At 22.3% G+C, this 5008-nt stretch carries 4 protein-coding genes; all 4 read right to left on the bottom strand.

Features of this window, described 5'->3' with window-relative positions:
- Positions 1 to 301: 301 nt before the first annotated feature.
- Positions 302 to 673 (bottom strand): dihydroneopterin aldolase family protein, encoded by a 372-nt coding sequence (locus MBCUR_RS00970; protein ID WP_067089096.1) that lies wholly within the window; start codon positions 671 to 673, stop codon positions 302 to 304.
- Between the two features lie 99 nt (positions 674 to 772).
- Complete coding sequence (locus MBCUR_RS00965; protein WP_067089101.1) at positions 773 to 1480, bottom strand: sortase; 708 nt, start codon at positions 1478 to 1480, stop codon at positions 773 to 775.
- A 172-nt stretch (positions 1481 to 1652) separates the two neighbouring features.
- Positions 1653 to 3644 carry a DUF515 domain-containing protein gene (locus tag MBCUR_RS10210; protein WP_157077495.1) on the bottom strand — a complete coding sequence of 664 codons (1992 nt, stop codon included), beginning with the start codon at positions 3642 to 3644 and terminating at the stop codon, positions 1653 to 1655.
- 299 nt (positions 3645 to 3943) lie between these two features.
- Positions 3944 to 4669, bottom strand: coding sequence for an archaetidylserine synthase (locus MBCUR_RS00955; protein WP_067089092.1), 726 nt, complete (start codon positions 4667 to 4669; stop codon positions 3944 to 3946).
- Positions 4670 to 5008: the final 339 nt, after the last annotated feature.

Below are 5008 nucleotides of genomic sequence, written 5' to 3'. Positions count from 1 at the left end.
AATTAAAATAGAACTTTATTAAATATTTACATTTATTTTTATAATATTGTTTATTATAACTCTATAAATATAATTTTAAGATAATTAACCAAATTTAGAAGCTTAGATTTTTGAATTGTTCCATAGCCTTTTAAAAGGAATACTTTTAAAATAACAATATTAGAAAAAAAGATAAGAATTTAATTTAATTTTTTTTTAAAAAAGAAGGTTTTAATTCATCATGAAAACTATGAAACTAACTTATTTTTGTATTATTAATTATTATTAAATTATATTAGTTACTATTGTATGTATATTAATTTTATTCAATTATTTTTTTAACATACATTAATGGATAATTTAACTCTTCAATGAACTCTATTTTTATAATGGCTTTAACATCAGCTACTTTTGAGGTTATTTCAACATCTAACATTTCTCCAGATAAAGAAACATAATTAAATTCAGTATTCTCTTCTTCAAGTTTTTTTAGATTAATTGAAATATTAACCGACTCAATAGCTGGTTGAAGTTGAAATGATTTTGAAATAGACAATTCTAAATCTTTTGCAGTATTAACTGAGACAGGAGTTCCTATAAATTGATGAAATAAAGCACCCATACTAATGGCTCCTTCAAAAATAGCTCTCTCTCTTGAAGTAATATTTGAAAAGTATTTTTCTTCCAAATTCATTTTATTTTCACCATTTTTTTTTTTTTTTTAAGAAATTTTTTTAAAGTTATTTAAAAGTTATTCAAAAACACATAAATACCAATTAAATTATTATGGGCTTTAAATTCCTAAATACTCTAAAAATCCAAAGTTTTCTGTAGCTATTGGGAAAAAGTAGAGCAAAAATAGAATAATTGAGATAATAGTTACTGTAACAAAAATAAACTTTCTATCTTCTTTAATTGGATAGAAATAACTTAGTATAAGTCCTATAATCAAAAAACCAATGGATATAAATAGTCCATAGTCTTGATTTGCATTAACTAAAACATTTTTATCATTTAATGGACCCTTTCCAGTAGGTTCTGCCTCAACAATTAATCGGTTGATTGTTGTTCCAATAGGATCACATGTAATTAAATAAAGGGTTTTTGAATCATTACCCATTTTAATTGTATGGCTTGCAGGAACAATATAAGATTTAGTTACAGAGTAATTTACTTCTCCAACACCTGGCCATTCAACAATTATTTTATCTTTTGCTTTTAATTCATTTATATTTAAAAATGGCGAACCTAAAAGTGTTCTATGACCGTGAAATATGATTTTTCCATCACCAGGTTTTAAAGAGAGTTCATCAATCATAACACCTTTTGACAAAGACTCAAAATTAGCTTTTTCATCTAAATTAATTGCTGGAATTTGTAAAACTGGTGTAGATATGTTTTTATCAATAACAATTTTTGTAGAGAAGTAATTTACTTCTTGCATTCCATAAATAGACAAAAATACAATAGCCAATATAATTATAACCGTAGTTTTCTTCATAATTCCCACATAAGTTTTTATAAAATTAATTTTTATAAAATAATTTATTATATTTATATTTTTTATATTATTTAAATTTTGTTTTTTCATGGTTTTTGTTTTTGTTTTTGCTGAGAAATTTTATTTTGATTAAGAAGGTTATAATTATGTTTAAATTAATTAATTTCATCTTTTAATTGTTATATGTATTTTTTAATTCATTTATCATCCATTTAGGTGCATCATTTGATGGAATGGTTAATATTATATTTTCCATATTGTTTAAAATAAAATTAACATCAGATCTTGGCACTTCAAGTAATATTAAATATTCAACTTCTAAATCTGCGATATTACTTTCTCTTTCGTATTGTGAAAGCTTTAATCCATAGTTATTAAGTATTCCACTAATCAAAGAATCATCTAAACCTCCAGCAGCAATGCTTTGAAGTAATTGTTCAACATCTGTTGAAAACCCAGTTTTTTCTTCGTTTATGTTAATAATTTCATTTTTTGTGTTTGAATAAGTTTTTATATAGTTAGCATCAATTGAACCACTATTTTTTGATCTTAAAATGGCTAAAACAGTAGCACCACTTATTACAGGATAATTTTCATTATTTTTATTTTCATTAAATATTGAACTTGGGTTTTTGTTGTCAATATTTGTGTTGGTATTGTTGTTATAATTATTCTGATTGCCTGAATTGACATTTGATTCATTTGTAGTAGAAGAACTATCATTAGACGATGATTGGCTTTTTTCTTCAAGGTTAATAAAGTATAAGTCAACTACACTTCCAATTGATATTAATCCTCCTCCTGACTGTAAACGACTTATTAAAAGGGGAATTATGACTGTATCTGGTGTTTTAAACTCTATATTTGATAATATTTGAGCATCATTGGAATTAACAAGTTCATGTGCCTTATCAACATTTATAATAAGGTTTTTCTCATTATTTATAGTATATGTTCCCATAACACGGGAAAAGTTATCTTTTACAATATTTATGTTACGATTATGATAATTTCTCCAGGATACTGTTGCTGGTCGCAGAATATCAATGGAATTAACTTCTTCAGGGGTTTTGCCATTTTCAATTTCTGATTTTAGAGACATTGCATTAGAATCAACAAGTAGTGGTCCTTTAAATAAGCTATTTAATTCATTTAATTTTAAAGTTTTTGAATTAGATAGCTCTGTTTGAAATGGGGAGTAAAAAAAGAAATAATAACCAGTAAAAATTAACACAATGATTATAACTCCAAATATTGCCCCACCAATATATATTTTCTTTTCATCAGCTAAATCTAAGCCATTTTTTTTTGAATCGTTTTTTTTCACATCAAATATATTATTTACGGAATTTAAAATTTTGTTTAATCCATTGTTATCCTCTATATCTTTTTTACTTTCATTTGGATTTAAATTATTTTTTTTATTTAGCTTTAATTTATTTACTCTTTTTTCATAGTCTTTTTCTAAAAATTCTTCACTTTCCTTTTTTTCCTTTTTTCCATTGTCTATTTGTTTTATGTTTTTTAAAAATCTCAAGCTATTATTAAAATTACCATTATTACCATTATTATCATCATTATCTTTTTCATCATCATAGTTACTATTGGTTTTACTATCATGAATAATATTAGTTTTGTCATCATTATAATTGTAAGTATTAATTTGATATTCCTTATTCTCAACTTTATATTTTCCTATTGATTCTTTTTCCTTTTTTTTATAAGTTTTTTTTCCAGTTTTTTCTTCTGCAAATTCTTTTTTCTTTGATTCCTTTTTTATTAATTTTTCTTCTTTTTTATCTTTTTCAAAAGGAATGAATTTATCAATTGAAAAATTCATAGGAAAATTCTTTATTTTTTTTAATATCTTCTTATTAAAAATGTTATTATTAAAATTTTTTTTCTTTTCTTTGCCACTTATATTTAAATTTTTATTTTTTAAATTTTTTTTATCTATATTCTTTTTTTTTATTTTTTCATTTTTTTTATTTTTATCTTTTTTTTCTTTTTTATTTTTATTATTTTTACTAATTTTTCTATTTTTTTTAAACACTTTAAATTTATTTAAAATATTTTTTTTGGGTTTATTTATTTCATTGTCTTTTTCAATAGTGTTGTCATGGTTTGATTTGTTTTTTAATTTCATTTCATCTTTTTTTGTCAAAATATCAACTCTTTTAATTGAGTTGGAAAGTAGTGGATGAAAGCAAGGATAGTTTTAGATTATTTCTTTACATTTCCTTATATTTCTTTAGATCTATCTATTTGTTTCATTGTTTTATTTCTTTCCGAATTTTGTTGTATTTAATTTATTTTTTTAAGCTATTGAAATATTATTTTTTATTATAATTTTTTATAATTTTTTACTAATTTAGTAATTTTATATAAAACTAACTTAGTTAATTTATATAAATTTATTATAATAAATGTGTTTTTGAGTGATTTTTTGGGGTTTTGGGGAAATTATGTTAAATTTTTTAAATAGCTTTTTAATGGATATGTTAATGATAACATTAAAGAAAAAATAAATAAAATCAATGCAGGGATATTTATGTCTGATATTATTAAAAATGGACTAAGAAATTCAATAATTATCAAAAATATAAGTATTCCTCCACCAACAATGACTTTCAAATCATTTAACTTAGGGTACTTAAAAGCACTAATCATTAAGATTCCAGTAATTATCATGAGGATAAATGCTAAATAAAGGTTAAATGCTCCAGATAATACTAATGATATGAGTATTAATCCGTGAAGTGGTATAGGTAATCCTACAAAACCTTTAAAATCTACTTTATCTGCAATTACATTAAACCTGGTTAATCTTAAGATTCCGCAAACAACAGTAAATAAAGCAACTAAAAGTCCTATGGTTTGAACGACTAAATTGGTATTTTCTAAAGATAAAACATAAAGTAGTACTCCAGGTGCAACACCAAAAGAAACAGCATCAGAAAGTGAGTCTATGTTTTTTCCAAAGTCTGTTTCTCCTGCTCGACCGATTTTCCTTGCAATCCATCCATCTACAGAGTCAAAAATTATGGCAAAAATAATAAATAGTGATGAAATATCGTATTCATGCTTTATGGCTGAGATAATAGCTAAAAATCCACATATCATATTTAGTAAGCTTATTAAATCAGGTATTGCCACAAATTTTTCCATACTAAATTTTTTTAAAATCATTTTTTTTGACTCCAATTTTTAGTTTTTCAAAAGATACTTATAAATGTTTATTCTATCTTTTTTTTATTTTAAAGAATCTTTAAAAAAGAATATTTATTTTAAAAGTTTTATATAAAGTTATTTTTATTATAAATTTTATTTTGCTTATTTTTTTTTATTTTAAAGAATTTTTTTATTTTTTAATTATTATTTATATTTTCATGTATTCTTTATATTATTATAATTTTTTATTATAATTTTTTTATTATAAATTTTTTTAATTTTTAAGAATTTTTTTTTAAAAAAATATAAATAAGTTAAATATATAAGTTATAATAACTATAATAATTTAGATAATAT

It is taken from the genome of Methanobrevibacter curvatus (genome assembly GCF_001639295.1).
GTDB lineage: Archaea > Methanobacteriota > Methanobacteria > Methanobacteriales > Methanobacteriaceae > Methanoflexus > Methanoflexus curvatus.
Note: the sequence above shows the minus strand (reverse complement) of the source record. Positions and strands in the feature narration are given on the sequence as shown.